Here is a 24,997-nt window from a genome sequence, read left to right on the forward strand (position 1 = left end):
AGTCTGCCGGAGTTTGCCGGACTTTTGCACGGCTCAAAGCTGCGCTCATTGCGACGTTTTCGGCTCATGCGTCCAGCCGTGTCCAGCCTGAAACGTCTCGCCGCCTCGATCAATGTCCACCAGAAAAGCTTGAGGCATTCACATGGAATTCAATAGCGAAAGAGAACTACAAGACTACTGCTTAGAAGTGCTGCGATCGAAAGGCATCCAGGCGCGTGAAGAGGTCTGGTGTGGTGGACTCCGCGCCGATATTGTGATCGATCGCGCCGTTATTGAACTGAAAAAAACGCTCACCAGAGACGCCATCTTTCAAGCAGTTGGACAGGGAGAGCGATATCAGAAAAGGCTAAAAAAAGATGAACTTTGGATTGTCGGACAAACGCCAAAAGATTACGAGTCAGCTAGGAGCGCACTGCATACAGCTAGAGAACTGGCGAAAGAAGGAATTCGCGTCTCATTTGTCGATCGAGATGCGTACTGGCAGGCAGGTTCATACCAGTCTTCTATGCCGCAATTGCCGCAAATCTCATTCGATTGGATTGAGCAATATCGAGTTGCGCTTGCAGTTGGCTTCATTATTCTCACTCTGCTGGTGTGGGATGGAAAAACTCGACCTGCTAGAGAGCCAATTCGTGATACGCCTTTCACAACGATTCATCTTTAAGTCTCTCAATTCTCAGTTTCAGCCCTGCTTTGAAGTGATTTGTGCTGCGTTTTCTGTGATTTGTTTTGCTGCGATTCTGCTATTTTTAAGCCTTGCTTCTAGTGCTGGAGTCAGCCCGATCGCGCTGTTGTTCGGTCGCTTTACGATCGCCTTGAGCGGGTTAAATAGGCAATTGCCCTCGCTGGACGAGGCTACGGTGATTGGGGTGCTGCAAGCAGGTGATCCCGTGCGGCTTACTGGCTGGGTTGCTCAAGGGGATGGTGTGACGTGGGTGAAGGCGATCGCTGCTGCTCAGTATCCCAATCAAGTCGGTGATCAAAGGCCATTGTGATGATCGGGTCGATCGCTGGTTGTCGTGATGGAATTGAGTATGCGGCACAATCTTAGAACGGGTGTTGGAGGTCAAGGCTATGCTGTCAGAATTTGAAGCCTTTGCGCGAGAGTGGGAAACTGCGGAGCGATCGCGCCACACCCGCTTATTGGAGCAATTGCGGCGCGAGTATCGAGAATCGCCGCAAGTTTCCGCTCCGGGCGAGATTGCGATCGATGCACCCTACTCAGTGCGGTTGCCCCGTGCCGTTTCTCTTCAGCAGGTGAAGCCAAAACTTAATGACTAGAAACTGATGCTGTTGAAACAGCCTGAGAAGTAGCAGAGCGCGAGAAGCGGGGTGAGGTCTTCGTGGGAGCGCGATCGCCTTTTCCTGTTAAGGTTCAACTTGCTTAGTCTCGGCCCATAGCTGAATTTGCAGCACCGCTGCCACCCACGCTGCTTGTCGATCGTCTGCTGTCAAGTTAAGGTGGGACAGTCAAATTTGACGCAGTGGTTTGGGCAAGCTACCCAAGCTGCGGCTAGCGGGGGGATGGAAAAGTTCTTTCCGACCCCCCCTTCTAGTCTTTTGATTCAGCGATCTTGCAGTAGAAACGATGTGGCAGTTTGACAGCGAACTCAGTCTCGAAGCCTTTGTGAATGTTCATCTGCTGACGCTGCTCGATCTCAGTCCATTAGCGCGGCAGTTCTTTATCAATTCCCAAGTCTGCGACATTTTAGCGGTCAGCCCTCAAAGGCAACTGACCATTCTGGAGTTGAAAAACACCGAGGATCGCTACATTGTTCAGCAGCTAACCCGCTACTACAGCGCCATTCTCACGCATAAGCCATTTGCAGACCAAGTCGATTACAGCCTGCCGATTCGCTTGGTGGCGGTCGCGCCAAACTTCCACGCGCATAACTTCATCGATCGCCAGTACAGCCAACTTTTGTTTGAATTTTTCATCTTTGAGGTGCAATCCCAGTCTGAGCAGTTTCAGTTTTGTCTGACCCAGCCGGATGGTAGTTTGATCCGCTGCATTGACATTCCAAGCGCCTTTCACGCCACGCTCATGAACATGGCTCTCCCTGCGCCTATCGAAGTCGAGCGCAAACTGCCGCCACCGCCCAAATCGCTCCGCCAACTGGTGGAAACGCTGGCTCCAACAGAGCAAGACTACGTGCTGCAATTGCGGCAGCAAATGCTGATGTTCAGCGATCAGATGCAGGAAGTCGGACGAACGACGAGCACTCAGTACGGCTTGCGGAAGGGAGAAAAGGATCTCTACAAAACGAAGCTCTGCGCTCAGTTCGTCCCGTTCTACTCCGGGAGCGATCGCCCCTGTCTCATGTTGCAGTTGCCTTACCCGAAGAAAGAGTTTGGCGCTCCCGGACGGCGATTTAAGCCAGAACGAGTCAAAGGGCTAACGTGGACGCAGGTATCGCATCAAAAGGACTTGTGGAATTGCACCGCGCCGATTCAACTGTTTTCGTATCTGGGTAAGACGCGAAACTACCACAGCTATTCCTACGACCTGAACACTTATGCTCAGATGTACTTCGACCTGACAGGGCAAGAGCGCAAACTGCGATCGATCGCAGATGTTGTTGATTTGGCGCTCGGTGAGTGGCAGCAGAACCTCACAACGGCGAAGTAATGCCATTTCTAGAGTAACGATGACTCAATTTAGGCCGTAGAAGAAATGTTTAATTCAACCGATCGCGTCGGTTGTTTTGCTTCTACCGCTTCAAACTGAATCAGTGGTGAAAGCTGCTTGGTGACACAGATTTCACAAATTTGTGCTTCTAACGTGAACTCATTTTGCTCGACCCAAGCAGATCGAAGCTGTAAATGCTTTTCGATGCACTGTTGCTGGCAGCAGTCACACTGTACGCTCTGTACGGTTGCTCGACCGAATCGCATCGCTAAGGCTAGGGGTGAGAGGTTTGGATTTTGCTCCTTCGCTTTTCGCATTCCGGCTTCTCTAGTTTCTTCCTGCTCAAGTGGAACTGCTGCAAAGTAATTTTCCCAGCAGGAACGGCAGACATCCGCTCGCAATCCTTCAACGGTCTCAATGGGATCAATCATCCAGCGATCGGGCTTGCGTTTGTTGCCAGGAATACAAATTCCCTTTCCCATCCAGGCTGATAGCTCAAAATAGTTTCTGTTTTGGCAGGTTGTATTGCAGATGTCACACACCACAGGTCTAGACATGAATTTCTTGGCAAAACTCTATCCTCAGATTACTTCCAAAACGTTCTATCTTAATTGAGTTTGTAATAGTAATTGTGATAGTGAAACCTTTAAGCGCTAATATTCTTCTACTGCTAGCGTTAAAACATCATGGCGCATCTAATTCTCTGTGATATCTGCAAACGTTCCTGTCAAAGTTCTGAAGTCATTGAACTAGAGAGCTGGTACGGCAAGAAGTTAGCGCAAAAAGGGAATCGACGCAAAGACGATTGCTACACGGCTGTTTTAATGGGCGATCGAGAAGGTTTGCGGGCTGACATTTGCGCTAACTGTATGCGCTCTCAGTTTGTCAATGTTACTCTTCACGCTGTTTTGACGCAGAAACAGATGTTTGAGCAGCGACGACGAGATTACCCTCATGAGTCTGGTCCTGGTTGACTGACAAAACTCAAGATGCAGAGCAGTAGGACTTGACTGTAAATTCGCGCTGTAATTGTTTCTGTAGCTGCTTTTTAGAGGCGAAAGCGGGGTCAGGATCAAGTTGCCCTTGCAGCGCCAGGGTGAGGAATAAATGCCAGCCCTGATAAACGACCCCCTTGAACCAACTCCAGCCAAGTCGTAGATAGCTGTTGCCGCGCTGCCAATGACAATCGACCCATCTGCGCTTGCCACTAGCGACGACCTGTTGCCCCTGCACGGTCAGCACAAGTGTCGCAACAGCTAGGACAAGACACAAGCGGGACAGCGCAATGACTGAGCGTACTTCAGAGCGTTCCAGTTGAAAGCCGTTCGATTTTTCATCGAGTAATTTTTCTTCAATCGCAAAGCGAAGCGCATACTCACGAAACGTTTGTAGGGTTGCAGGTTCATTGGTCGCAACTAACCAGCACTGCTGGGAAAGCGGATCGCGTCCAATCGCAAGATGAAGTTTGGCAAGCGGCTTGGTTTTGGTCAAGCTCACCCCTTGCAAGAGCACCACTTCTCCAAGTGCCAATCGATATTGATTGAGTTGGCTCCAGCCCTTGCCAGGACGATGAATCCAGGTATTGCTTTTGACACGAATACGGAAGTTCCAGTGCAATTGGTCACGCAAATAGCGCATCAGTTGTACATCGGCAAACCCTCGGTCTGCCAAGAAACAAACGGAAACACCCGTAGGGACAAGTTTTGCCGCCCGCTGGAGCATTGCCTGGTAGACACTCAATTGAACGCTACTGCTGCGGTGTCGAATCACTCGCCAGACCAGCGGGACGGCCCGTCCCCGGAACTGCACCGACAACCGAATCAGGCAGAACTCGTCCCACAACATCGAGGTGTCTTCAATCAGCACGATGGTTGAGCTTCCCCAGTGAGCCAGCGCCTTTTGAATCAACGGACTATACAGCTTGTGAACATTGATGCGAGGGTTGTGCAACCAACGGCTAAAACGGCGTTGATGACTTTGAGCAAAGGCGGCACGAGTGCGGCTGTAGATTGCCCACTTCGGTAAGCTGATGCACTCGGCGCAAATCACCCCAATCACCATCCAAATGAAGGTTTGCAGATGTCGTCGATCTGCCCAAGTGTTGGATTGACCCAGCAGGGTTTGCAGCTGATGATGAAGATGGGAGGTTCTCATGGTGGAACTGTTCAAGTGTGGTAACTTTCACAGTAAGCCAGAAGCGCCCTTGCACAAGGGCTGAGCCTCCCTTCCCTCCTACTTTTGTCAGTCAATCAGGAGTCTGGTCTTAAAGCGCTACGGTTGACCGCAGGTTATTCTATTGGCTCGGTAACTTGTGACAATTGCCAATCAGACTGTTATGAGAAGCATCTTCAGTTCAAAGCTAGCTGGCTCGCAGAGGATGGTTCAGAACTGACGGCTGAGTTTTGTGAGCCTTGCACTGAAGAAAAGTTGAAGCCGCTCGTGAGTTTTCAAGCAGTTGCCTCTGCTCCTGCTGAAGCAACCGCAGCCGCGCTGTGATTTTACAATAGCAGTCCCAGATAAGAAAATGAATTGCCCAACTTTGTAACTGCGCTTCACTAATAAAAATGCAAAACAGCCTTCAGTTGTTGCGCTGACTGGTTTATAGGCTGTTTTATGACGAATTTGTAGCGCTGCCTAATTTAATACATTTCTCGGAAAATATAGATAAATTGCTAATAGCAATCGCCACCCTTTGCCATGATGATTTCGCCGTTCTCTCCTTCCTTCACACAGCGCACGTCTGCATAAAAGTTAGGATTTGCCCAGCGATGTCAGATTGGAAAGAGAATGGTCGCCGCTGCTGGTAAGCCTACAATCGTCATTCGTTTCCAGCGGGTTTTCCCTAGTTTCATGTGATGTCCCATCGATCGCCTGATGGTAGAGTGCCCAAATGTCTATTTACAATGGTGAGCCGATCGAGCCGCCGCCCCAACGCTGGAGCCGAGCGCAACAGCTTGAATTGCTGATGTGGCATCCGCTCTTTACGGGGTTGTGTCCGCAGTGCCGCTATCAGTTTGAGCAGGGGAGCGATTGGTGGGATTGTCCTGAATGTGGGTGGAAGGATGAGGTGGGGCGATCGCTGCCTCTGCGTTCTATACTGGGTAAATTACATTTCAAGAAAAATTGATGTCGAAGCAGTCCACCCTCGCATCCAATGCAATTGCTGCTGGCTTTCATGCGCTTTCGGAACCGCTGCGTGTGCAAGTCCTGGATCTGCTGCGAACCAAAGAACTGTGCGTGTGCGACTTGTGTGAGGCATTGAACCTGCCACAGTCGAAGCTGTCATTTCACCTCAAGGTGCTGCGGGAAGCTGAGCTAGTGCGATCGCGCCAAGCAGGACGCTGGATTTACTACAGCCTGAATCTGCCGCAATTTGTTGTGCTGGAGCAGTACCTCGCGGAATACCGCCGCTTCAGCCCGATTGTGCCTGCTCGTCCTTGCAGTGACTAAGCTTTCTATCAAATTTTTTAGAATCGAAGTCTAAATTTTTGTTGACAAAGCTCCTCTGCCTCAGTCTAACTGCTTGACTCATCAACATAATTTGATGTATCAATATTTTTAGATGTGATATAAAGACCACATCAACACTTCAGCAGGTGCAAATCCTGCGTGGAGGAGACTTATGGCTGCTGCGATCCGACCTCGACGGAAAAGAGCGGACATTCTAGCGATCGCAATTCATTGATTGAGCTGAAAAGATGAGCTTGAAATCCGTCCGCTATTCGCAGTCCCATTCGATCGTGCAAGTTTGGGTTAAAGGCGTTAAGCCACTTGTTTCCGCTGTCGTGATTGCCGAAGCGATCGGGACATTTGTGCTGGTCTTTGCAGGCACAGGAGCCGTAATGGTCAACTACATCACGGAGGGGGCGATCACACATCTGGGAGTCAGTTTGGTATTTGGGGCGGTGGTGGCCGCCTTAATTTATGCGCTCGGTCACATCAGTGGGGCACATCTGAACCCAGCCGTGACGTTGGCGGTGTGGAGCGGTGGCTTCTTTCCAGGACATCAAGTGCTGCCCTACCTGTTCGCTCAATCGATGGGCGCGATCGCGGCCTCATTCGTGCTGCGATTGTCGTTTGGGTTTGTCGCCAATCTCGGTGCAACCTTGCCCCTCCAAGACAACTGGCTTCAGGCCTTGGTGCTGGAAGGCATTTTGACGTTCATTTTGATGCTGGTGATTTTGGGGGCGGGTTTGGATCGGCGGGCATTAGTGGGCTTTGCCGGGATTGCGATCGGCCTGACGGTCGGACTTGAAGCCACTGTGATGGGGCCAATCACCGGAGCGAGCATGAATCCGGCGCGATCGCTGGGGCCTGCCCTCGTCGGCAATCTCTGGCAGCACCATTGGGTGTATTGGGTCGCGCCGATCGTCGGAGCGCAACTGGCCGTATTGCTTTACAAGCGGTTGTTCTTCAAAGACGCTCGATCAGACAGCTTTTAGTTTCAACATTGAAAGGAGTTACATGATGAAGCGTGTCATGTTTGTGTGCAAAAAGAACTCGGCGCGATCGCAGATGGCCGAAGGATTCGCCAAACACTTGGGAACCGGAAAAATTGACGTGACCAGTTCAGGACTCGAAGCGAGCCAAGTGCGGCCAGAGGCGATCGCCACGATGCAAGCGGCAGGCGTTGATATTAGTTGCCAAACTTCCAAACCGTTAAGCGACTTTGATCCAGCAGATTTCGATATCGTCATTTCGCTGTGTGGCTGCGGCGTTAATCTGCCGCCCGCTTGGGTCACACGCGAAGTGTTTGAAGACTGGCAGTTAGATGACCCCGCCGAGCAGCCCGAAATCTTTCCCAGAGTGCGCGATCAAGTGCGAGAACGGGTGATTGGCTTGATCGCATCCCTAGCCGCTGAACCCGTCGTGTCAGGCAAGTCGCATGAGTGAGCCGCAGCCCCAGCCGATCGCAGAAAATCTGTGGTGGGTGATTCCAGGCAAGCTCGCTGGAGTTCGCAAGCCCACAGTGGAAGAGCTAGCTGATTTACAGGCGGCAGGGGTTGGGGCGATCGTCTCCGTGATGGACGATCCCACTGATCTCGATCTCTATGAGCAGGCCAAGCTTCCCTTTCGTTGGCTGCCCACAAAGGGAGGAACAGCCCCCACTCGTGAACAAATTCAGGAGCTTCAAGCGTTTGTTGAGCAGCAACATCAGCTTGGCAGTGCGGTTGCTGTGCATTGCACCAGCGGCAATCGTCGCACCGGAACGATGTTGGCTGCTTATTTAATTTGCACCGGAGCATCCTATGAAGAGGCGATGCAAATTATTCAAACCGCCAATTCCAACGCTGAATTACGAACAGCCCAAACTACATTTCTACAACAGTTAGCCGGAGAATCATTTGGTGAGCGCGTCTGATCATCCCACTCGTATTTTGTTTTTGTACGGCTCATTGCGTGAACGGTCTTACAGCCGCTTGCTGGCAGAAGAGGCAGCGCGAATTATTCAAGAATTTGGCGCTGAAGTTAAATTCTTCGATCCGCGTGAACTGCCCATCTACGGCAGTGTGCCCGATACGCACCCGAAAGTTCAGGAGTTACGTGAGCTAAGCCAGTGGTCAGAAGGCCAAGTGTGGACAAGCCCTGAAATGCACGGGCAGATCACGGGTGTCCTGAAAAACCAGATCGACTGGATTCCGCTGAGCATCGGAGCCGTTCGCCCCACGCAGGGCAGAACCTTAGCCGTGATGCAGGTGAGTGGCGGTTCGCAATCATTCAACGCCGTCAACACGCTGCGGTTGCTCGGTCGCTGGATGCGAATGTTCACCATCCCCAATCAATCGTCAGTAGCGAAAGCCTATCAGGAATTCAACGAAGACGGCACAATGAAGGATTCGGCCTATCGCGATCGCGTCGTGGATGTGATGGAGGAGCTTTACAAATTCACCTTGCTGCTGCGCGATCAGGTGGAGTATCTGACCGATCGCTACAGCGAACGCAAAGAAAACGGCACTCAAGCATCGGTGCGCGACATTGGCAAAACCCTCAATCGCGTTAATCTCAATAAGATGTAGCCTTGCATTCCAACCAACCTAAATGCTCAAAAGCAACCCTGCCCTGAGATTTATCGTTTTGCTGGGATTTGTGAGCCTGTGTGCAGATGCCACTTATGAAGGAGCACGCAGCATTACAGGGGCTTACCTGGGGGCATTGGGAGCTAGTGGCGCGATCGTGGGTTTGGTAGCGGGACTGGGGGAGTTGATCGGGTATGGCTTGCGATTGCTCACTGGCTATTGGAGCGATCGCACCCGCCAGTATTGGGGCATCACAACGCTGGGCTATTTCATCAATACTGCTGTCGTTCCCCTGATGGCACTGGCTGGCCGCTGGGAAGTACTTGCTGGCCTAATGATTGCAGAACGCACTGGAAAAGCGATTCGGACTCCGCCCAGAGATGTGCTGCTCTCTCACGCCGCGATCAATGTGGGCAGGGGCTTTGGCTTTGGGCTACACGAGGCAATGGATCAAATTGGGGCGGTTGCAGGCCCGCTGTTAGTTACAGCCGTGCTTGCGTCGCAGGGGAGCTATCCCGGTGGCTTTGCAATTCTGGCAATTCCCGCCTTGCTGGGACTGGCGGTGTTGCTGATTGGTCAACGGCTTTACCCGAATCCGCGTGAGTTTGAGCCAACGCTTCAGGATTTGCACTCAGAAGGGTTGCCCCGCCAGTTCTGGGTTTACCTGAGTGCGGTCGCCCTAATCGCCGCAGGCTATGTGGACTTTCCGCTGATTGCCTTTCACCTGCAACAGTCAGGCATGAACCAGCCAACTCAGATTCCGCTGCTCTATGCGCTGGCGATGGGCGTGGATGCGATCGCGGCGCTCGTCTTCGGCTACTGGTTTGATCGCATCGGCATTACAACGCTAATCATTGCCATTCTGTTTTCGCTGGGATTTGCACCCCTCATCTTCGTCGGTGGTTCTGCGGTTGCCGCTTGGGGAATGGTGCTGTGGGGCATCGGCATGGGAGCGCAAGAATCAATCTTGAAAGCAGTCGTGGCGGGCATGGTTCCACCCGAACGTCGCGGGTCTGCCTATGGCATTTTCAACACAGGCTATGGTCTAGCTTGGTTCGCAGGGAGTGCGCTGATGGGAGTCCTGTACGATCGCGCTTTAAGCTGGCTGGTGGTTTTCTCCGTTGGGATGCAACTGCTAGCGATTCCAGTGCTATTGCGAGTGAGTCGATCGACCGCTTTGGGAGGCTGAAGCGCATGAACACTCCCTCACACTTGCTGATGGCGGCGGCGATCGACAAAGCTTTGCCACGAGTTCCGATCGTCAAAACAGCGTTTCTGTTGGGATCTGTCGCGCCAGATGTGCCGTTGTGGATCTTGTCGATCGGCGGCATCGTCTACTACCGCTTCCTCTTGGGCTGGGACAGCGCAGACGTGGCGCATCTGCTGTTTGATGACCTCTATTTTCATCATCCGCTTTGGCTCATTGGTCACAATGTTCTGCATTCGCCCGTGCTGCTTCTGGTTGGGCTGAGCGTGGTGTGGCGATCGCGCCGCAATATTGGGTCTCGATCGTGCGGGTGGTTTTGGTTTCTGGTTGCGTGTCTACTGCACAGTGCGGTCGATATTTTGACGCACGCCGATGATGGGCCGCTGCTGTTGTTTCCCCTCAACTGGAACTTGCGGTTTCACAGTCCAGTGAGCTATTGGGACTCAAACCACTACGGCAGGCAATTTCAGGTGTTTGAACTGGCGCTCGATGGTGTTTTGTTGATTTATCTGCTCAAGCAGCGAGTCTGTCGATTTTTCCGCAAGGTCAACCGATTTCATTGCGATCGTTGAAATAGAAACAGGCCAACCATGTTCGACGTGATCCGCCAAGCTGAATCTCAAGATGCCAAACTGATCGCCCAACTGCTCGATCGCTGCCAATTGCCCAATGCTGATTTCGCCAAACACCTCCCGTACTTTCTAGTGGCAGAGCAAGCAGGCGCGATCGTCGGCGTGGCTGGACTGGAGTGGTATGCTCCCGCTGCGTTGCTGCGGTCGGTCGCGGTCGTGCCGGAGTGTCGATCGGCTGGGCTAGCGCAAGAATTAGTGCGGCGCTTACTTGACCAAGCCTACAGTGACAGCATTCGGCAGCTATTTTTACTGACAACCTCGGCCTCCGACTTCTTTTTGCGCTTTGGATTTCAAGTGGGCGATCGCACTCAGGTTCCGCCCGTCGTCCTTGCGTCCGCCGAATTTCAAGGGGTTTGTCCAGCTTCTGCCGACTGCATGACCCTGACGCTGCATCATGCACCGCTGCTGGTTCGCCGTGCTGCTGAACTGGATGTTCCAGCCATCACGCGCATCTATAACCAGGGCATTGAGGAAGGAACAACCTTTGAGACCGAACCACGCACCGAGGCGCAGCAGCAAACGTGGCTAGAGAATCATCGCGATCGCTATGTGGCGATCGTCGCGGTGCGCCAAGGGGAGGTCGTCGGTTGGGCTTGCCTCAATCCCTTCAATGCGCGTTACGCCTACCGTTGGGTGGCGGATGTGTCGGTGTATGTCGATCGCCCCAATCGATCAACCGGAATTGGAACGGCCTTGATGCAAGCGCTAGAGCGGCGGGCGAAAGCGGTGGCGTTTCATAAACTCGTTTTGACCACGTTCCCAGAACTTGCGGCAGTCAAACTCTACGAGAAACTGCACTACCGTAAAGTTGGCATTTACAAGGAACAAGGACAGTTGCACGATCGCTGGCAAGACACGCTGATTCTGGAAAAACTGCTCTAAACCCATCTCTGACGGAAGGGGTTGGAATCGAGGCGATCGACCTACCTTAAAAGGTGAAGCCCCAATCTTACCGACTTTGACTGTGATGCAGGCAACTGAGAACGTGAAGGCCACTCAAGCGCGGCAACGGCGCTACGATCTCGACTGGCTCAGAGTGCTGGCCGTTCTGCTCCTGCTGTATTTCCATACAGCGGCCATTTTCTATCAGGGCGAGTTGGGCGAGTTTTACATTCAGAATGTGCGATCGAGCCAGATCATGAACGGCTTCATTCTGTTTGTCCATCAGTGGCACATGCCCCTGTTTTTTCTGGTGTCCGGGGCAGGCACTTGGTTTGCGCTGTCATTTCGATCGGCTCGGCAGTATGTGCAAGAGCGCGGTCAGCGCCTTTTAATTCCCTTTGTCTTCGGCACGTTGGTACTGATTCCGCCCCAGGTCTATCTGCGGCTCGTGAGTCGTTCTAGCTATCACGATTCATACTTCCAGTTCTACCCGCAATTCTTCAATGGCATTCGTCCGCACGGCAATTTTGAGTGGGGGCATCTTTGGTTCATCCTCTATCTATTCACGTTTTCGATCGTGGTGCTGCCGCTGCTGCTTGAGTTGAGAAAGCCCAAATCGCACTGGCAATCGACACTCGCAAACTGGGTCGAAAAACCGGGCGTGATTTTGCTATTGGGATTGCCCTTAGCGGCGATCGAAGGGGCGCTGCGACCGCACTGGATTGGGTTTCAAAATCTCTACGATGACTGGGCAAACGTTTGTTTATATTTGCTGTATTTCGTTTACGGCTATCTCATCTGCTCAGACGATCGATTTGGAGAAGCGATCGACAAGCATCTGGGTATTGCTTCGGGTCTGGCTGCCCTGTGCATGAGCATCTTGCTGGGGCTATGGCAAACCCACAGCATTCCCGATCGTGGCTATTTCCTGGTCTATATTCTGTATCAATGCTTTCGAGGCTGCAACGCTTGGTTTTGGGTCGTCGCGCTATTGGGTCTCGGTCGTCGGTACTTGAATTTCAACCATACGCTGCTGAAATACGCCAACGAAGCAGCCTATCCGTTTTATTTACTTCACCAAACGGTTTTAGTGGTAATCGGCTTTTACGTCGTGCGCTGGAATGTTAGCATCATGGCGAAGTTTATCGTCATTAGTACGGCGTCGCTGCTGGTGACGATCGCGCTGTATGAACTGTTGATTCGGCGCTTCAATCTGGCTCGATTTTTGTTTGGACTTAAACTCATTTCGCGACAGGCAATTATTCAAGATAGCCAATCCTAGAATCGTTAACTCAGTCAAACGATCGACCGAATCATGATTAAAAATTCGTCAAGAATTCGGAGACAAGGCGGTTAAATTCTGCGGCTCGCTCAAAGTGTGACCAGTGCCCACAAGGATCAAAAAGCTGGAGGCTAGCATTCGGCAACTGCTGCATTGCAGTTTGGGCATGAGCGACGGGCAAAATTTGATCTTGTTTTCCCCAAACGATCAGTGTAGGCGCGGTAATGGTGGAGAGGCGATCGACGATCGGCTGATAAACCTCACGTCTCACCCCCCACCAATCAATATTGGTGCGAATCTGGGCGATGAGTGCCTCCGGTGCGCCGGAAAGACTCAGGAGGGTGTGGAAGCGATCGATCCATTCGTCTGTAATCAAGGCTTGATTCTCGACAGCCTGCTTCAAGGTCAAGGCCGTGCTGCTGCGGGTGGGCTTATAGAATCGGTCTACCAAGGGCAGATTTGCCAGTCGCAAGCTCCAAGAAACCTCTTGACCTAGCCCTAAACTGTTGACCAGCAACAGCTTCTCGATCTGCTGCGGGTACAACAGGGCAAATTGCAGCGCGATTCCGCCGCCCATCGAGTTGCCGATCAAGCTGAGGCGATCGAGTCCCATTTCATCTGCAAAACCTTTAACAAACTCGGCGAGAGCCACTAGCGAGTAGGAAGTGAGCGGCTTATCCGATCGCCCTGAGCCGACGAGATCAAGTGCATAGACTTGGTGATGCTGTGCGAGTGCCTCAACATTGAGCGCCCAAGTTTCGATCGCGCTGCCGATGCCGTGAATGAAGACGATCGCGCTGCCCTGCGTCCCCAAGCGCCAATAGCGCGTATTCACATCACCCACCCAAACATATTGATCTTGCGGACTCTGTTGCATGGTTGCTTGATGTGACTGATATAAGCCAGGATCACACCATCAAAGTTTAGTTGTTTAATGAATGGAATGAATGGAAGCAAGCCACGATTGAAATGCTCATCCACTGATTTAAGCCGCTTCGGTTGTGATTGCTCAACGGTGTGATGTATGCGATCGCTGTGCTGTCCAGTGCGAGGCTCAACGGTGTGATGTATGCGATCGCTGTGCTGTCCAGTGCGAGAAGCACGATCATGACCACTGCTGTCGTTGTGCTGAATCTTGCCGTCAAATGGCTGCTTGAACTGGCGACCGAACCCATCTAAGTTATCGTGACGCGCTAGAGCAGCAGATCGAGCACCGCTCGAAGATTCGCTAGTTCGGCCTCAACATCTCCACTTTCAGCCGCCTCCACTAAGCAGTGTTCTGTGTGATCGGCCACGATCAAGGAAGCCACTTTATTCAGGGACGATCGCACCACCATGATCTGCACAATCACATCTGGGCATGGTCGTTCTGCCTTGATCATCTTCTGGATGCCCTCGACATGGCCGCTGATGCGAGCAAGGCGGTACTAGGGGCTTTTGCTTTGCTCAAGCACTTATGTTTCAAGAAACTCAACACTGATAAACAGCGTATTTCTTGCCCGCCCTTTGGTTGAATTGTTGTTAGAAAATATACAAGAGGAAGGGTTTTTCGCCTTGTTTGTATCTTTTATTATGGGTGAAAAGCAGCGCTACGGGACTCAAGCTATCGATCGCCCTGGGACAGTTATTTGGGTGTCACATCAGAATTAGTGGGCAAGCTTGTTCTTGATACCCTCAAACGCCAACTTCAACATCCATTGATTAATTAGAACCGTTATCATCAGCAATTCCAATTAAAAGTCAGCAATATATGCACAATCAATCAGATATTCAAAAGTAGGGCGATTTCTATTGTCATCTCGATCGAACTTGCTCTACGCTAGTGGCGAAAGAGGGCAACGACTGATTTGCATAGAACTCAGAGTTTCTAAACGTTTCAGCCCCGGACTTCATCTTCTTAATTATCAGTGTTTGTGAGTTGACGACTGGCCTGCATTTACCGTCTTTTACTTTTCAGGGAACGAGCACTGACAATCGAACTGATTTGAGCGCATTCACCTTTTTAGCATCAGCATCCGCTGTCTTCACGAGATAGCGGTCGTTCGCCATCTTTCACACTTTGTCTAAATTTTAAGGAGACATCATGGAAGGATTTGCCCCAAAACCAGAGGAGAATCAAAATCAAGTTAGCGCAACAGATTTGTTTGTTCCAACTGCGACGACGACAAGCGCGATCAACGCGACGCAAGGCTCGTCTGTTCTCGATTCAGATCTAAAAGATGCCCTGGCTGCAACTGTTCAGGCTCCGGTAATTGCCAGCGAAGATGCCGACCACGATCACGGCAATCCTGGCAGCAAACCGGAATCGCACGTCGATTTGAATGCAGTGGATATCAAATCGATCGATCTCTCGAATGCCACAGGTCGCCGCAGCGTCGGCAAGCTAGTGAGAATGGCGCTCTCCGGCGGCGACTTCCTCGATCCTGGCGCTGGCAACAATACGGTGATTGCTGGGGGTGGCAATGACATCATCGTCGGCAAAGGCGGTGGGATTAACACTTTCACCACGGGCACCGGGCGAGATGCGATCGTGCTGGGAGCCGAAACGACCAATCGCATTTTTGACTTTGACCCCACCAAAGACACGATCGCCATTGATTCGAGCGTGGCGATGGAAAACATCGTGGTTGCTCAGGGCAAAAATCCGGGCAAAGGTGGCTTGAAGCAGCCGTTTGACAGTGTGAATAACACGCTGATCATCGACAAATCCGCCAATCACATCTTGGGGGTTTTGACCTTCACCAAGGCTGAGAGCTTGACGAGTAAAAACTTTGTGCAAGTCCAGTCGGAACTGGTCGATCGCATCGGTCAATTTGGTCGCTTCTCCAATACGCAAGAAACGGGTGATGGCGGACAGCAGCTTAACGGCACAACCGGACGCGACAAGATGATTGGTCGCGGCGGCGATGACTTCCTGTTTGTCGGCGATGATGGCTTCAAGATCGGCACGGCCAAAGGCGGCGGCGGCACGGAGTTTCCCTTCAGAACCGATAGCCCCGGAACCAGTGAACTCAATGCTGAACTGAAAGGCGGCGTGCTCAACATCAGCGGATCGTACAAAGACTTCGATGGCGCACCGCTGTTTAGCCAGGGTGAGACAGAACTTGATCCCAAGACTCGAATTCTCAATGGTTCTGACCCGAAGGCGCTAATTGACGGCTTCTTGAAAGTTCCCAAGGATGTCGAGGGCAACAACCTGTCTGGAACTCACATGCACTTCTCTCCGGCGGATGACAGTCGCGGCAATTTCGCCGATGCCACTGTGGTTCGATACCTGAGCGAGACGATCACGGATGCCAAATCCGGTACGTTCTCCGGGCAATTTAAGCTGACGCCAGAAGAGCAAGCGGCACTGCTAGCTGGCAACCTCTACGTCAATGCTCACACGAACGTGGATCTTGATGGCGATGGTGAGGCTGGATTCGCAACGGGCGAAAATCGCTTGAACTTTAACCAGAACACGATGCAGTTCACGCAGCGATCGCGCGAATTCTTCCGTAGCTAACGGTTCTTGCTGTGTTTTTTCCTTGAGATCAACACAGCTTGTTGAGGAAGTGATTGCCCCTCAACAAGCTGTTTCTTCAAGTTATTTCAGTGCCCCATACCTTCGTGATCAGCGGCGTTAGGGGCTGATTGTTCTTGCGGGGCAAAGCTACTTCTATCTAGCTGTAAAATACTCATGCTCGATCGCCCGATACTCAATAATCCCATTGATACGGTTCCCACACTAACCAACCCCATTGAAACCAATCCCATTGAAATTACTCCCATTGGGGCTAACCCAATAGAAATTAATCCGTGCGGAATTGCGCCGATCGAAATAATTCCGTGCGGCGATACTCCAATCGAAAATATACCGTCGTGCGGAGCGATGCCGATCGACACAAGCTTTAGGCGCTTTTTGCTTTCTTGCATGTAAATTGTGCTGAGATTTTGTAGGTCATCAAGCATAAACCAGCAAATTATACTTGTCAAAAGACAAGCTGTAAAACCTAGTGAATTCACTTTGAAACTTAACCGGATAGCAAAGAAGACGGATGAATAGTGAGATGGAAATTCAAAGGCAACTGTCACTCAAAATGATGAAATTTAAGCAGCCGCTACTGATGGTAGTTTTGGGTAGTATTGCCGCCCTGTTGTCGACTAGCATTACTGCCTGTACCAGTTCATCTTCCAACCCTCAATCTGATAGTTCGGAACAAGCTTCTCCCGCGATCGAAAGTCCAATAGTTGGAATGGATCATAGTTCCGAAACGTCACTGGATAGCATAAGCCATAATACCGATTTAGGGCCGAAAGATAAATCTTTTGATCTGCGGTTTATCGATGCAATGACTCCTCATCACGAAAAAACAGTGAGGATGGCGCAAGAGGCGTTGCAAAAGTCAGACCGCCCGGAGATCAAGCAGTTTGCTCAAACCTTGATGAACGAGCAAGCGCGAGAAATTGCTCAAATGCAAGTATGGCGGGTTAATTGGTACTCAGCGGCGGGCGATACCCACGTGATGTACGACGCCAAGACGGGGCAAACCGTCCCGATGCCCGCAGCAATGACAACCAATGAAGCATTAGGAGATGCGGATGAGCAGTTTGATCTGCGGCTAATTAATGCACTCATTCCGCATTTTGAGGGCGGCATTGAGATGGCGAAACAGGTATTGCAAAACAGCGATCGCCCGGAAATGAAGCAGCTTGCTCAAGCAATTATCGACAGTCAGCAACAGGAACTCGATCGACTGCGCGAGTGGAAACAGCAATGGTACGGACAGTAAACTGTTCGAGTAATCATAATTGGATTGTTTAAATATCCTCTTGCCAGTTGAGCCAATTTAGTGTTGAATAAATGGGCGAAATTAAGCTGAATTGGCATATGGGTGCTAAAAGTAGTTTGTGCTTCAAAGCTGTGCTGATCGTTGCTGGGTTGAGCTTTTTATCTGCAACGGCGATCGCTCAAAAAGAAACAGTAGCAGCAATTCAATCAAGGCTCAGTTTTGATGCACCTCCAGAGGCGAGCGCTCCACTCGAATCGCGTTTAGAAGAACAGGCAACCGACACGCTAACCATTACTGCGCCAACGTCAATTGCCCAAGTTCAACCGGATCAGGTTGCCCCAAATCTATGGCAAAACGCTTCTTTTCCGGTTGAAAACTTTCAAGCTTACACTTCTGCTTTTGGCTATCGAGTTGCACCCGATGGCAGAGCGTCTGAAGAATTTCACTATGGTTTGGATATGGCGGCTCCCGAAGGCAGTTCTATTCGCAATTGGTGGACAGGTGAAGTCTTGGAAGTTTCAGACAATACCGCTTGTGGAACTTCGATCGTGGTGCAATCTGGCAGTTGGACAGCGAAATATTGCCACATGCAAGGCAATGTTGAATCAGGCAATGATGGACGTTATTTACGCAGCGGTGGCTTCAATATTCGGGAGGGTCAACCGATTTCAGCAGGAGAACCGATGGGTCGAGTGGGCATGACGGGTCGCACAACTGGCCCGCACCTGCATTGGACGCTTAAATATAACGATAGCTACGTCAATCCTGCTTACGTGCTAAGAGCAATGTATCAGGCTCAACAAGCCCAAGCTGTGCGATAACGCCTCGGTGTTAGATGACATGATCGCTTTAGCCAAAAGTGCATAACACTTTTTAGCCGCGATCGTCTGCGGGTCGAGCCTGCGCCGTCTGCAATGCCTGAACAAGCTGGGCAAGAGAAGTTTCGAGCATCTGACCTGGATCAAGCGCTTGCCAGCCTTGATCGGTGAGTTCACGATATTCAAAGTGCAGGTGCGGACCAGTTGAGTACCCGGTACTGCCGACGCGCCCGATCACCTCGCCCTGATTCACCCATTGACCGGGCTGCACAAACAGTTCAGACATGTGCGGGTAAAGCGTTTGGGCAGTCGGCTGGCGGAAGCTGTCGCGATCACGAGCCTCTAAATCATGATTCAACATGACTGTCAGACCGTAGCCGCCCATCCAGTCTGCACTTGCCACCTGTCCTGAATAAGCCGCCAAAACTGGAGTGCCCATCGGTGCGCCCAAATCTATGCCGCTGTGGAAGCGTCTAGTCCCTGCGATCGGATGAATGCGCCAGCCAAAGACCGAGGTAATCGCGGCAGGAATCGATAGTGGAAAAACCATTGCCGTATTGTTATTGCCAATCCGTCCGGGCGGGCGGACGGTGAGATTGTAGAAGCGGTTGCCGCTGGCGGTTGCACTTGATGCGCTCATAGGACGAGTGCCGATCGAACGAGCGATCGCCCTTTGGCTGCGGCTCACAAGGCTGGGAATTCCTCCACTCGCGGTTGCAGTGCTGGCCGTTCCGCTAGCAACGGGAATGCGGCGATTCGCACAAACGCTATTGGGAACGCTGCTACCTTGAGAAAGCGCATATTGGCATCCGGTCGATCGCTCTGAGAGCATGATCGATCCGGGTCGCTGCTCGTCGCGCTGGGTTGCCCCGATGCTGTAGTCGGTCGTGTCGATGTAGGTGTTGGCACTGGGAGCCGGACGCGGAGCGGGTGCTTCAACTACAGGTGCAGGTGCAGGTGCTTCGCGGCGGGGGCGTTCGACCTGTTGCACAGGTGCGGGGCGGGGTGCTTCAATCGGGGCGATCGCTTCAGGGCGAGCGACTTCGGGCTGCGATCGCATCATGGGTTCAGGCGGCGCGGCAATGGGAGCAGGCGCGGCGGGAGCGAGCAAATCTTGAGCGCTGGGCACACTCGCAGCGGGATCAGCAACTTGAGCAAAACTGACGCCGCTGCTAAGCAAGCTTAGCCCGCCTGCCAAGGCGATTCCTTGCAGCAGTTGCCGATAGGCTGAACGAGGAGCAAATAATTGAGCCGTGTGACGGGATGACATCATGAACATCTGAGCCTGAAAGAGCAAGTGCAAGTGTGCCCGTAGGCAGCGAAGCGTGTCGCCAATAATGAAGGCGCAGGGCTTGAAATATCATAACTGTAACGCCGAGGCGTTAGACAACATTATCAGGTGTTAGCGCACAGGGAATTGCTGCATCTCCCAATTCAATTTGAATGGTGGGATGTTCGATGCTAAATCGATCGTGCAGGTCTCGATAAACTCGTGCTAAAAATTCATCGCCAGGATGACCGTTCGGCACCACCAAATGAGCCATTAATGCCGTTTCAGTTGTACTCATTGCCCAAATATGTAGATCGTGAACGCTTGCAACTTCAGGAAGCTCCCTGAGATAAGTCCGCACAGCTAACGGTTCAATTCCCGCAGGAACAGCATCCATAATTAGGCTGAGTGATTCTCGAAACAAGCGCCAAGTGCCAACGACAATCACAACTGTCACAATTAGGCTCACAACTGAATCAACCCATAGCCATCCTGTCACCAGAATCGCGAAACCTGCGAGAACAACGCCGACGGATACGAGCGCATCTGCAACGAGGTGAAGAAATGCACCACGAATGTTCAAATCGCGTTTTCGTCCAGAGAGAAACATGAGGGCACTGCCAGTATTGATCACAATGCCGATCGCCGCAACAATGATTACAGTTGTTCCTTCAACCGCAGCAGGTTCACGCAGTCGTTGAATCGCTTCCCAGCCCAATCCACCTGACACCACAAGCAGAAAAACTGCATTTAAGAGTGCAGCTAAAATCGAAGAGCGTCTAAATCCAAACGTGCGGCGTGAAGTTGGCAAGCGGCGAACGAGCAAGCTGGCTATCCAAGCAAAAACGAGTCCCAAAACATCGCTCAAGTTATGACCCGCATCTGCAATTAGGGCTAAAGAATTTGCTAAAACTCCGTAAACAGCTTCAATTACGACAAAGGTTGAATTGAGGGCAACACTGATAATAAAGGCGCGATTGTAATTGGCTGGCTGATGGTTGTGGCTGTGTGACATTGCTCAAATCCCATAGAGGTTGTTGATAGTTAATGTTTTGTTCCGCGAATTCCAAGGGCGATTAGTCCCAGGAAACCTAGACCCATAACTCCGGCCAGCGGATTTTGATCGATGCCTGTCACCCAAGTTGGCACTCGATCGGTGTAGACAATCCAATCTGTGACATCAACGAGGTAATAGCCCCAGACCAGTCCGGCATGAAGTCCGATCGCAACGCCCAATCGATCGCCATATCGCTGCCTTGCCCAGCCTAAAGTCAGTCCCAGCAATAGCAGTCCGGGAAAGCTGGGCAGGGTTCGGACAATTTCTGCCCAGGGTTTGATGAAATGCACAGCCGCGTAGATTGTGCTGCTGATCCACAGGGCAACGCCATAGCCGTAGTCCAATCGGAATTCGTCCACCATCCAGCCGCGAAACAAAAGTTCTTCCGCAAAGCTCACGGCGATCGCCACCCCCAAACCCTCAAGCAGCGATCGAATCAGCGTCGGCGGCACTGCTTGCCAGGTCAACCAGCCAAACCATCCTTCCAGGCCAAACAGCGCGAAGATACTTGCAAATCCAAATACCAAACTGATGATTAACTCCAGTTGATTGCGCGAGGTTGGCTTTAGACCATGCTCATAAAGCGGGTGCAACTGCTGATGGACGCGCCTACCCCAACGACGCAGTAGCCAAATAAACGCTGTGTAAAGAATTAGCAGCAAAGCAATCCCCACAGCGCTACTCGATCGCCAAATGAAATAGATTGGAGCGGCAATCGGCAACCACAACAGCATCAGCATCAACACAAAAACGCTAAAGCGAATCGGGGCTGGATAACGCGCAATTTTTGAGCGTAAAAATGTCATTCGATCGATTGAGTCCTTAGCAGTTGAAGTCCCGATCGCATCAAAACGAACGCATTGGCAATAATTAACACTGCAACTAGCAATCCGACCGCCGTATCCACCCAAAGCCACTGCAAGAAATACACGGCTAGAGCGGATAGTAGAACCGCGATCGCGCTGAAAATATCAGCAATTCCATGTAGATAAATTCCACGAATATTGAGGCTGTGATGGCTCTCTGGATGCAGCAAGCGAACGCAGTAAATATTAATAATTAAACTTAAAGCAGCAACGAGCATGGGTAGACCCGCTAGGAGTTGAGGCGTTTGCAGCCGCTGAATTGCTTCTTGAAAAATGAGCAGTGCGGTCGCGATTAAACTCAAGCCGTTGAGGACGGCAATTCCAGCTTCGACGCGCCGATAGGTTTGAGTCGAGCGCTGCATCACGCCCCGTCGCAGCAGCCGAATGATCAATAGTGTCAAGATTAAAGAAAAAACATCTGAGAATAAATGACCTGCGCCAGCTAATAGCGATAAACTGTGACTCCAGATGCCAATTGCGAGTTCGACGAGAAACAGCGTCGATCGCAAACCGAGCACTAGCCAAAGGCACTGAGCTGGTATCGATTCAAGATCAGAGGGTTGTTTCAATTGCTCAACCTGCATCATGTCGATCGCCATTATCCCGATCCTTGCAAATTCCGCAATATCAGTTCAATTTGTTGAACGGCGTCTTGATTTCCCTGCTGCTGAAAGAGGCTGTGGGCTTGTTCAAACGCAGCGATCGCTTCTGCCATGCGGCCTCGATCGCGCAGGGCAACGCCCAAGTGGTAGTAAGAACTGGCATCTTGAGGAGCCAGCGCGATGACCTGCCGATGCTCCACGATCGCCATCAGCGTGTTTTGCTGCTCCATCAAGATATCGGCGATCGCTTTGCGTGCCTCCACGAGATCCGGCTGGAGTCTGACGGCCTGCTGATATGCCTGCAATGCTTCCTCCACGTTGCCTTGTGCCTGAAGAATGCTGCCGATTTGCAGCCGCACCATGCCATTGGCCGGGTCAAGCTGAGCGGCTTGCTCAAAGGCGGCGATCGCTTCAGCCACGTTGCCTTGACTCAACCAGGCAATCCCTAAGTTCAGTCGGGCGGTGGCATCACGTGGGGTAAGGGCGATGACCTGCTGAAAAATCTGAGTGGCTTCGGCCAGTTGCCCCTGCTGGATTAAAAGAATTCCCAGGGCTTGGTAGGCAATCGCGTTGGTCGGAGCGAGAGCGATCACCTGCCGAAACGCGGCGATCGCGCCGTCATAATCTTGCTGCCGCAACGCCACCACGCCCAGCCCTAGATACGCATTGACATTAGTTGCTTCTAGCTCGATCGTGCGGCGATAAGCAGCGGCGGCTCCGGCATTGTCTCCGGCATTCGCCAGACTGTAGGCATAAGCGTAGGAGTAAGCCGCGTTGCGAGTGTCGAGGGCGATTGCCTGCTGAAAAGCAGTGGCGGCGGCAGGAAAATTGCTTTGAATCGCTTCCAAATAGCCGATCGCCGAAAAGATGCGGGGATTATCTGACGCTAAGCTGCTAGCGTGCTGATACAGCGCCAGTGCTTCCGAGAAACGGTTTGCGTCTACAAGGTTTCGACCCCGTTGAAAAATGTCATTTAGCTCTCGATCGGCTTCTGGTTCGCTCAGGGTTTGACTCGCATCGTGTGCCCAAGCAGTCAGCGGTGCTGCCACACCTAAGAGACTTGCCGCGATCGCTCCGACGATGCTCTGCGCTATCCGCATGATTTTCACACCTTGAGATTCACAATTCTTCGGGCTGATCTCACTGCGGCAGCGTTTCTAGCGAGTTGCGAAAGTTCCTATCTCCCTGATAGCCAGAGAGTTGTGCAAGCTCCTCCAGAGATTGGGTTCCTCTAACGGTTTGACCATTGACAACCCAGGTGGGAAAACCTTGGACGTTCGCCGCTTGGCAGCGAGCCATTTCGGTGTTGGGGGCGTCTTGGGCACACTCGACGTAGGGAATGAACTGCGCGGCTTCTCGCCCAAAAAGCTGCTTTTGATCGTGACAGTGCGGACACCAGTAAGCGCCGTAAAATACGGCTCCGATCGACTGGAGGTGCTTTGCCAGATTAATTTCTGCCGCACCCGATCGCGTCGTGATGTTGTAGCCGGGTGCCTGCTCAGCGGAAGACTGCGCGATCGCTGGGTTATTCACATTGGCATAAACGCCCAGTGTGCCGACTAGCACAATCACGCCAACGATCGCGCCGCTAAACAAAAGCTGCCCGACATCTTGCCAGTCGCGTCCAATCAGCGACAGGATGAACAAGCTTAGCGACAAAAAGGCCGACGCAAGGCAATAAACGCAAACGGTTTTGATCTCAAATGCCAGTAGGTACATTAAGTAGCCGCTGAAGACCATCATTGAGGTGCTACCCAGAAATAGCAGCAGTCCGGTTGTGTTCTCAACCTTGGCTTGCAGGTCAGATTTCTTGTTAATTAGCAGTGGGGCGATCGCAAACGCAACCATGCTGAGATAGGCCAGCAGACCGAACAGCGCCAGCGGCTGACCAAACACCGTTGCATACGGACTCGACAGCACAATGTCACAGCCGCTCGTCGGGCAAGCCGCTTCGTTGCCCGTAAATTTGGTGTAGGTCAAGTAGGCAGTGACGGCGGCTCCGATCGAGGCCAGTCCCGCAATCAGCAGGCGTGACCAGCGTTGAATCCAAGGGGTAGATCGTTGACGTGGCATGAGAAGGTTTTGTGTGAAATAAACGACTATTTAAGAACTCGCGAGGCGTTGAAGATGGCGAGGAGCGCGACACCGACATCGGCAAAGACGGCTTCCCACAGCGTTGCCAGCCCGATCGCACCTAGTCCAATGAAAATGGCCTTGATGCCCATTGCCAGGACGATGTTTTGCACCACAATCCGGCGCGTCTTACGAGCAATTTGAATCGCCTCCGCCACCTTGGACGGGGCATCGGTCATGATCACCACGTCTGCGGTTTCGATCGCGGCATCTGATCCCAGTCCGCCCATCGCCATCCCGACATCGGCTCTGGCGATTACAGGCGCATCGTTGATGCCGTCACCGACAAAGGCAATTTTGCTTTTGCCTGCCCGACTCAAGAGAGTTTCGATCGCGTTGACCTTATCTTCCGGCAACAGTTCCGCCATGAAGGAACTCAAGCCCAAGTTCTCTGCCACTCGTTGAGCCACGGCTTTGTTATCTCCGGTGAGCATCACGGTGTTTTCAACACCAACGGCCTTGAGGTCGCGAATGGCTTGAATCGCGTCGTCTTTGATTTCGTCGGCAATCAGAACGTATCCGGCGTAGCGGCCATCGACGGCGAGGTGAACGATCGTGCCGCCCACATCACAGGTGTCGTGAGCAATCTTTTCGCGGTGCATCAGGCGATCGTTCCCCGCCAAAATTGTTTGATTTCCAACTTTGGCTCGAATGCCGTGCCCTGCAATTTCTTCGTAGTCTGTCACGTCACTTTCGGCGATCGCTTGCCCGTAAGCGTCGCGAATCGACTGCGCGACCGGGTGATTGGAATGCACTTCTGCTTTGGCGGCTAGGGTCAGCACTTCTGAGCGCGAAAATCCGTTTCTCGTTTCGATTTGGCTCACCTTAAA

At 52.0% G+C, this 24,997-nt stretch carries 30 protein-coding genes; 18 read left to right on the top strand and 12 right to left on the bottom strand.

Annotated elements, in window-relative coordinates; all coding sequences use genetic code 11:
• Window positions 1-142 precede the first annotated feature (142 nt).
• The 4 genes from H6F67_RS21195 to H6F67_RS21210 all read left to right on the top strand — a co-directional run bounded on the left by H6F67_RS21195 (window position 143) and on the right by H6F67_RS21210 (window position 2,629).
• The gene (locus H6F67_RS21195) at window positions 143-664 is read left to right on the top strand and encodes a hypothetical protein (protein ID WP_190768639.1); all 522 of its coding nucleotides are present in this window, start codon (window positions 143-145) and stop codon (window positions 662-664) included.
• A 55-nt stretch (window positions 665-719) separates the two neighbouring features.
• On the top strand, window positions 720-995 hold the full coding sequence (locus H6F67_RS21200; protein ID WP_190768640.1) for a hypothetical protein: 276 nt from the start codon (window positions 720-722) through the stop codon (window positions 993-995).
• Window positions 996-1,074: 79 nt separating this feature from the next.
• A complete protein-coding gene (locus H6F67_RS21205) occupies window positions 1,075-1,281 on the top strand; it encodes a hypothetical protein (RefSeq protein WP_190768641.1) in 207 nt (68 codons plus the stop codon).
• Between the two features lie 307 nt (window positions 1,282-1,588).
• Window positions 1,589-2,629 (top strand): hypothetical protein, encoded by a 1,041-nt coding sequence (locus H6F67_RS21210; RefSeq protein WP_190768642.1) that lies wholly within the window; start codon window positions 1,589-1,591, stop codon window positions 2,627-2,629.
• 29 nt (window positions 2,630-2,658) lie between these two features.
• On the opposite strand, the gene H6F67_RS21215 is transcribed toward H6F67_RS21210, so the two are convergent.
• Together H6F67_RS21215 and H6F67_RS27875 are read right to left on the bottom strand one after the other, a co-directional pair.
• Complete coding sequence (locus tag H6F67_RS21215) at window positions 2,659-3,186, bottom strand: hypothetical protein (protein ID WP_190768643.1); 528 nt, start codon at window positions 3,184-3,186, stop codon at window positions 2,659-2,661.
• Between the two features lie 427 nt (window positions 3,187-3,613).
• On the bottom strand, window positions 3,614-4,798 hold the full coding sequence (locus H6F67_RS27875) for a transposase (protein WP_242020743.1): 1,185 nt from the start codon (window positions 4,796-4,798) through the stop codon (window positions 3,614-3,616).
• Between the two features lie 721 nt (window positions 4,799-5,519).
• Between H6F67_RS27875 and H6F67_RS21225 the strand changes: the two genes are divergently transcribed.
• The 10 genes from H6F67_RS21225 to H6F67_RS21270 all read left to right on the top strand — a co-directional run bounded on the left by H6F67_RS21225 (window position 5,520) and on the right by H6F67_RS21270 (window position 12,649).
• A complete protein-coding gene (locus tag H6F67_RS21225) occupies window positions 5,520-5,756 on the top strand; it encodes a hypothetical protein (RefSeq protein WP_190768644.1) in 237 nt (78 codons plus the stop codon).
• Window positions 5,756-6,079 (top strand): helix-turn-helix transcriptional regulator, encoded by a 324-nt coding sequence (locus tag H6F67_RS21230; RefSeq protein WP_190768645.1) that lies wholly within the window; start codon window positions 5,756-5,758, stop codon window positions 6,077-6,079. Before H6F67_RS21225 ends, H6F67_RS21230 begins: the two co-directional genes overlap by 1 nt.
• 248 nt (window positions 6,080-6,327) lie before the next feature.
• Window positions 6,328-7,071 carry an MIP/aquaporin family protein gene (locus H6F67_RS21235; RefSeq protein ID WP_190768646.1) on the top strand — a complete coding sequence of 248 codons (744 nt, stop codon included), beginning with the start codon at window positions 6,328-6,330 and terminating at the stop codon, window positions 7,069-7,071.
• Window positions 7,072-7,096: 25 nt separating this feature from the next.
• On the top strand, window positions 7,097-7,522 hold the full coding sequence (gene arsC / locus H6F67_RS21240; RefSeq protein WP_190768666.1) for an arsenate reductase, glutathione/glutaredoxin type: 426 nt from the start codon (window positions 7,097-7,099) through the stop codon (window positions 7,520-7,522).
• Complete coding sequence (locus H6F67_RS21245; protein ID WP_190768647.1) at window positions 7,515-7,991, top strand: dual specificity protein phosphatase family protein; 477 nt, start codon at window positions 7,515-7,517, stop codon at window positions 7,989-7,991. The genes arsC and H6F67_RS21245 overlap by 8 nt, the downstream gene beginning before the upstream one ends.
• A complete protein-coding gene (arsH, locus tag H6F67_RS21250) occupies window positions 7,978-8,646 on the top strand; it encodes an arsenical resistance protein ArsH (protein WP_190768648.1) in 669 nt (222 codons plus the stop codon). Before H6F67_RS21245 ends, arsH begins: the two co-directional genes overlap by 14 nt.
• 22 nt (window positions 8,647-8,668) lie before the next feature.
• Complete coding sequence (locus tag H6F67_RS21255; RefSeq protein WP_190768649.1) at window positions 8,669-9,835, top strand: MFS transporter; 1,167 nt, start codon at window positions 8,669-8,671, stop codon at window positions 9,833-9,835.
• A 5-nt stretch (window positions 9,836-9,840) separates the two neighbouring features.
• Window positions 9,841-10,425 carry a metal-dependent hydrolase gene (locus H6F67_RS21260; protein WP_190768650.1) on the top strand — a complete coding sequence of 195 codons (585 nt, stop codon included), beginning with the start codon at window positions 9,841-9,843 and terminating at the stop codon, window positions 10,423-10,425.
• 18 nt (window positions 10,426-10,443) lie between these two features.
• Window positions 10,444-11,367, top strand: coding sequence for an arsenic resistance N-acetyltransferase ArsN2 (gene arsN2, locus H6F67_RS21265; protein ID WP_190768651.1), 924 nt, complete (start codon window positions 10,444-10,446; stop codon window positions 11,365-11,367).
• Window positions 11,368-11,452: 85 nt separating this feature from the next.
• Entirely contained in the window at window positions 11,453-12,649 is a 1,197-nt protein-coding gene (locus H6F67_RS21270) for an acyltransferase family protein (RefSeq protein ID WP_190768652.1), read from the top strand.
• A gap of 37 nt (window positions 12,650-12,686) precedes the next feature.
• On the opposite strand, the gene H6F67_RS21275 is transcribed toward H6F67_RS21270, so the two are convergent.
• Complete coding sequence (locus H6F67_RS21275) at window positions 12,687-13,526, bottom strand: alpha/beta fold hydrolase (RefSeq protein WP_190768653.1); 840 nt, start codon at window positions 13,524-13,526, stop codon at window positions 12,687-12,689.
• A 143-nt stretch (window positions 13,527-13,669) separates the two neighbouring features.
• Between H6F67_RS21275 and H6F67_RS21280 the strand changes: the two genes are divergently transcribed.
• Window positions 13,670-13,828: a hypothetical protein gene (locus H6F67_RS21280; protein ID WP_206753926.1), complete on the top strand. Its 159-nt coding sequence runs from the start codon at window positions 13,670-13,672 to the stop codon at window positions 13,826-13,828.
• A gap of 14 nt (window positions 13,829-13,842) precedes the next feature.
• Here H6F67_RS21280 and H6F67_RS21285 read toward each other — a convergent pair whose 3' ends face one another.
• Window positions 13,843-14,061 (bottom strand): metal-sensitive transcriptional regulator, encoded by a 219-nt coding sequence (locus H6F67_RS21285; RefSeq protein WP_313926881.1) that lies wholly within the window; start codon window positions 14,059-14,061, stop codon window positions 13,843-13,845.
• Between the two features lie 671 nt (window positions 14,062-14,732).
• Here H6F67_RS21285 and H6F67_RS21290 point away from each other — a divergent pair.
• Window positions 14,733-16,154, top strand: coding sequence for a hypothetical protein (locus tag H6F67_RS21290; protein WP_190768656.1), 1,422 nt, complete (start codon window positions 14,733-14,735; stop codon window positions 16,152-16,154).
• An 86-nt stretch (window positions 16,155-16,240) separates the two neighbouring features.
• Here H6F67_RS21290 and H6F67_RS21295 read toward each other — a convergent pair whose 3' ends face one another.
• Complete coding sequence (locus tag H6F67_RS21295; protein ID WP_199304556.1) at window positions 16,241-16,723, bottom strand: hypothetical protein; 483 nt, start codon at window positions 16,721-16,723, stop codon at window positions 16,241-16,243.
• 161 nt (window positions 16,724-16,884) lie between these two features.
• Between H6F67_RS21295 and H6F67_RS21300 the strand changes: the two genes are divergently transcribed.
• Window positions 16,885-17,421: a DUF305 domain-containing protein gene (locus tag H6F67_RS21300; protein WP_277874620.1), complete on the top strand. Its 537-nt coding sequence runs from the start codon at window positions 16,885-16,887 to the stop codon at window positions 17,419-17,421.
• Window positions 17,422-17,519: 98 nt separating this feature from the next.
• Window positions 17,520-18,242 carry a M23 family metallopeptidase gene (locus tag H6F67_RS21305; RefSeq protein ID WP_190768658.1) on the top strand — a complete coding sequence of 241 codons (723 nt, stop codon included), beginning with the start codon at window positions 17,520-17,522 and terminating at the stop codon, window positions 18,240-18,242.
• A gap of 52 nt (window positions 18,243-18,294) precedes the next feature.
• Here the strand turns inward: H6F67_RS21305 and H6F67_RS21310 are convergent, their stop codons facing one another.
• The 7 genes from H6F67_RS21310 to H6F67_RS21340 form a co-directional block, all read right to left on the bottom strand.
• The gene (locus H6F67_RS21310) at window positions 18,295-19,512 is read right to left on the bottom strand and encodes a M23 family metallopeptidase (protein WP_206753927.1); all 1,218 of its coding nucleotides are present in this window, start codon (window positions 19,510-19,512) and stop codon (window positions 18,295-18,297) included.
• Between the two features lie 109 nt (window positions 19,513-19,621).
• Entirely contained in the window at window positions 19,622-20,524 is a 903-nt protein-coding gene (locus H6F67_RS21315; protein WP_190768660.1) for a cation diffusion facilitator family transporter, read from the bottom strand.
• Between the two features lie 29 nt (window positions 20,525-20,553).
• On the bottom strand, window positions 20,554-21,372 hold the full coding sequence (locus H6F67_RS21320; protein ID WP_190768661.1) for a CPBP family intramembrane glutamic endopeptidase: 819 nt from the start codon (window positions 21,370-21,372) through the stop codon (window positions 20,554-20,556).
• Window positions 21,369-22,031: a cation diffusion facilitator family transporter gene (locus H6F67_RS21325; RefSeq protein ID WP_199304557.1), complete on the bottom strand. Its 663-nt coding sequence runs from the start codon at window positions 22,029-22,031 to the stop codon at window positions 21,369-21,371. The genes H6F67_RS21320 and H6F67_RS21325 overlap by 4 nt, the downstream gene beginning before the upstream one ends.
• Window positions 22,031-23,134, bottom strand: a complete 1,104-nt coding sequence (locus H6F67_RS21330) for a tetratricopeptide repeat protein (protein WP_190768662.1) — start codon at window positions 23,132-23,134, stop codon at window positions 22,031-22,033. The genes H6F67_RS21325 and H6F67_RS21330 overlap by 1 nt, the downstream gene beginning before the upstream one ends.
• A gap of 40 nt (window positions 23,135-23,174) precedes the next feature.
• Complete coding sequence (locus tag H6F67_RS21335; protein WP_190768663.1) at window positions 23,175-24,107, bottom strand: vitamin K epoxide reductase family protein; 933 nt, start codon at window positions 24,105-24,107, stop codon at window positions 23,175-23,177.
• A gap of 26 nt (window positions 24,108-24,133) precedes the next feature.
• A partial coding sequence (locus tag H6F67_RS21340; RefSeq protein WP_190768664.1) for an HAD-IC family P-type ATPase occupies window positions 24,134-24,997 on the bottom strand: 864 nt, incomplete at its 5' end.

The organism is Microcoleus sp. FACHB-1515 (assembly GCF_014696105.1).
GTDB lineage: Bacteria > Cyanobacteriota > Cyanobacteriia > Elainellales > Elainellaceae > JAAUTJ01.

What these genes read in the sequence shown, in the direction of transcription:
- H6F67_RS21195 (WP_190768639.1), top strand. Translation starts at nt 143, where the DNA reads ATGGAATTCAATAGCGAAAGAGAACTACAAGACTACTGCTTAGAAGTG.
- arsN2 (WP_190768651.1), top strand. Translation starts at nt 10,444, where the DNA reads ATGTTCGACGTGATCCGCCAAGCTGAATCTCAAGATGCCAAACTGATC.
- H6F67_RS21245 (WP_190768647.1), top strand. Translation starts at nt 7,515, where the DNA reads ATGAGTGAGCCGCAGCCCCAGCCGATCGCAGAAAATCTGTGGTGGGTG.
- H6F67_RS21270 (WP_190768652.1), top strand. Translation starts at nt 11,453, where the DNA reads ATGCAGGCAACTGAGAACGTGAAGGCCACTCAAGCGCGGCAACGGCGC.
- H6F67_RS21330 (WP_190768662.1), bottom strand. Translation starts at nt 23,134, where the DNA reads ATGCGGATAGCGCAGAGCATCGTCGGAGCGATCGCGGCAAGTCTCTTA.
- H6F67_RS21325 (WP_199304557.1), bottom strand. Translation starts at nt 22,031, where the DNA reads ATGGCGATCGACATGATGCAGGTTGAGCAATTGAAACAACCCTCTGAT.
- H6F67_RS21280 (WP_206753926.1), top strand. Translation starts at nt 13,670, where the DNA reads ATGTATGCGATCGCTGTGCTGTCCAGTGCGAGGCTCAACGGTGTGATG.
- H6F67_RS21225 (WP_190768644.1), top strand. Translation starts at nt 5,520, where the DNA reads ATGTCTATTTACAATGGTGAGCCGATCGAGCCGCCGCCCCAACGCTGG.
- H6F67_RS21215 (WP_190768643.1), bottom strand. Translation starts at nt 3,186, where the DNA reads ATGTCTAGACCTGTGGTGTGTGACATCTGCAATACAACCTGCCAAAAC.
- H6F67_RS21210 (WP_190768642.1), top strand. Translation starts at nt 1,589, where the DNA reads ATGTGGCAGTTTGACAGCGAACTCAGTCTCGAAGCCTTTGTGAATGTT.
- H6F67_RS21235 (WP_190768646.1), top strand. Translation starts at nt 6,328, where the DNA reads ATGAGCTTGAAATCCGTCCGCTATTCGCAGTCCCATTCGATCGTGCAA.
- H6F67_RS21315 (WP_190768660.1), bottom strand. Translation starts at nt 20,524, where the DNA reads ATGTCACACAGCCACAACCATCAGCCAGCCAATTACAATCGCGCCTTT.
- H6F67_RS21320 (WP_190768661.1), bottom strand. Translation starts at nt 21,372, where the DNA reads ATGACATTTTTACGCTCAAAAATTGCGCGTTATCCAGCCCCGATTCGC.
- H6F67_RS21290 (WP_190768656.1), top strand. Translation starts at nt 14,733, where the DNA reads ATGGAAGGATTTGCCCCAAAACCAGAGGAGAATCAAAATCAAGTTAGC.
- H6F67_RS21255 (WP_190768649.1), top strand. Translation starts at nt 8,669, where the DNA reads ATGCTCAAAAGCAACCCTGCCCTGAGATTTATCGTTTTGCTGGGATTT.
- H6F67_RS21335 (WP_190768663.1), bottom strand. Translation starts at nt 24,107, where the DNA reads ATGCCACGTCAACGATCTACCCCTTGGATTCAACGCTGGTCACGCCTG.
- H6F67_RS21205 (WP_190768641.1), top strand. Translation starts at nt 1,075, where the DNA reads ATGCTGTCAGAATTTGAAGCCTTTGCGCGAGAGTGGGAAACTGCGGAG.
- H6F67_RS21275 (WP_190768653.1), bottom strand. Translation starts at nt 13,526, where the DNA reads ATGCAACAGAGTCCGCAAGATCAATATGTTTGGGTGGGTGATGTGAAT.
- H6F67_RS21260 (WP_190768650.1), top strand. Translation starts at nt 9,841, where the DNA reads ATGAACACTCCCTCACACTTGCTGATGGCGGCGGCGATCGACAAAGCT.
- H6F67_RS21305 (WP_190768658.1), top strand. Translation starts at nt 17,520, where the DNA reads ATGGGTGCTAAAAGTAGTTTGTGCTTCAAAGCTGTGCTGATCGTTGCT.
- H6F67_RS21300 (WP_277874620.1), top strand. Translation starts at nt 16,885, where the DNA reads ATGGATCATAGTTCCGAAACGTCACTGGATAGCATAAGCCATAATACC.
- H6F67_RS21310 (WP_206753927.1), bottom strand. Translation starts at nt 19,512, where the DNA reads ATGATGTCATCCCGTCACACGGCTCAATTATTTGCTCCTCGTTCAGCC.
- arsC (WP_190768666.1), top strand. Translation starts at nt 7,097, where the DNA reads ATGAAGCGTGTCATGTTTGTGTGCAAAAAGAACTCGGCGCGATCGCAG.
- H6F67_RS21230 (WP_190768645.1), top strand. Translation starts at nt 5,756, where the DNA reads ATGTCGAAGCAGTCCACCCTCGCATCCAATGCAATTGCTGCTGGCTTT.